Raw genomic sequence first — 1,574 nt, 5'->3', positions numbered from 1 at the left:
GTCCAGTTCGAGTATCTGCAATATCTCGTCCCGGCAGGGTAGTAGCGTGTCGTTGCCTATGGCTTCACGCAGGGCTTCCCAGCTCTCTGCCTGTGCGGAGGTGCGTATGCGGTGTTGCGGTATTCCGGGGTATTTCCATACGAGATATCCTTTTACGGCACGGGCGCGTTTCAGTGCGAGGCGTTGGTTGTAGGCTGCATTCCCTTCGGGCGAGGAGAATGCCCTGATGCGTATGGAGTCTATCCGCTCTGCCCCGTTTCTGTCCGCAAACAGTTTGTGCAGGGCAGCCAATGCCTGTTGGTTGTCCCGGTAGCCATAGTCTACTATGGAACGGTCGAAGCGGAAATGCAGCATCAGTTCTGTTTTTCGTTGGGAAACGGTACAAAAAGCATCTTTGTGTTTTTCATTCGCTTCCTGTGAATATACCGGAAAAGACAATGCCTGCATAAACCCTATGATTATCAAAGGTTTCAGGTTCATATGTGTTGATTGTTTGTTTGCTTGTATGCTTGCCTTTTGGGGGCAAACTGTTTTTTAAACGTACGTCTAAAAAACACCTTTTTCGGGTCTTTTTTGCGTACCCGCTTTTATACTGATTCTTGCATAATACCGCTATTTTTATTCGGGACGTAAACGGCTGTGTAGTAGCGTAGTAAAAAACATTTTATAAATTTATAAAAATAAAAGTATAAAAATATTTGCCACTCCGAAAAGTATGCCTACCTTTGTGTTTATTAAACGTACGTTTAAAAAACACCCCCGTTTTTGCAAAATATTCCTTACAACCCATTTCCCCTTTTTTCCCCTGTTTTCCGTATTTTCTTTCCGGTGGTCCGACTTCCGCATATATAGTACATACGCGTATAGGCACGTGTGCGCGTATTCTCTTTATTTTTTTTCCGAAAAATCGCCGGGTGTATATAGAGGGGGGTATACCCTCCTCTCTTTATCTGTATTATCGGCGATTTTTTATATTTCCGTACAAGTTTTTGGGCACGTTTTTGCCCGCTTATAATTTATGTTTAACTTTGCGTGTTAATATTAATTGAAGTTTTCAAATGTTAAACGAAAAAAGAGAAAAAAGCATGAAAAGTACTATTTTAAAAAAGCGGAGCTGGTAGATTGCGACCGCTATGTGTTTGTTTTGAAAGACGGTGATGACGATGTATCCCGCATTGCCGCGGGTATTGACGTGATGCTGGACGGGCGGGTGCACATCGATACGTGCAAACAGCTTCTCTTTGAGGCGGTTGCCTGCCAGATACACCGCCATCAGGCTTTGGATTGTCCTGATTTCAGCATGAGTAGGGAGGTGCGTTGCTGGGCTAATCTCCTGCACGCTTTCTGCTTTGTGGAGAAAGACCGCGACCGTAGTTCGGAGATGAAGGCGCAATCCGTTGAGACCGCGCTGTACAACACCCTCGCGCGGCTCTTCCCCAAGGAGGAGTAGGCACGCCGGCACGCATCCGAAATAAGTGGGGCGGACCCTCCCCACGGGGGGAGAGGGCTATTTTCGTATTCGGAAGCGTACCTTTACCTTTGCCCCCGTCAATGAAGACAAACTAAAAACAAAC

At 46.1% G+C, this 1,574-nt stretch carries 2 protein-coding genes; one reads left to right on the top strand and one right to left on the bottom strand.

Going from position 1 to position 1,574, the window contains the following annotated elements:
- Positions 1-480, bottom strand: a 480-nt coding sequence (locus tag KG118_RS17265) for an OmpA family protein (protein ID WP_213388591.1), incomplete at its 3' end; no start/stop codon positions are given.
- Positions 481-1,045: 565 nt separating this feature from the next.
- On the opposite strand from KG118_RS17265, the gene KG118_RS17260 reads away from it, so the two are divergent.
- Positions 1,046-1,450, top strand: coding sequence for a hypothetical protein (locus KG118_RS17260; RefSeq protein ID WP_118323707.1), 405 nt, complete (start codon positions 1,046-1,048; stop codon positions 1,448-1,450).
- The last annotated feature ends 124 nt before the right edge of the window (positions 1,451-1,574 follow it).

It is taken from the genome of Bacteroides propionicigenes, from assembly GCF_018390535.1.
GTDB lineage: Bacteria > Bacteroidota > Bacteroidia > Bacteroidales > Bacteroidaceae > Bacteroides > Bacteroides propionicigenes.
Note: the sequence above shows the minus strand (reverse complement) of the source record. Positions and strands in the feature narration are given on the sequence as shown.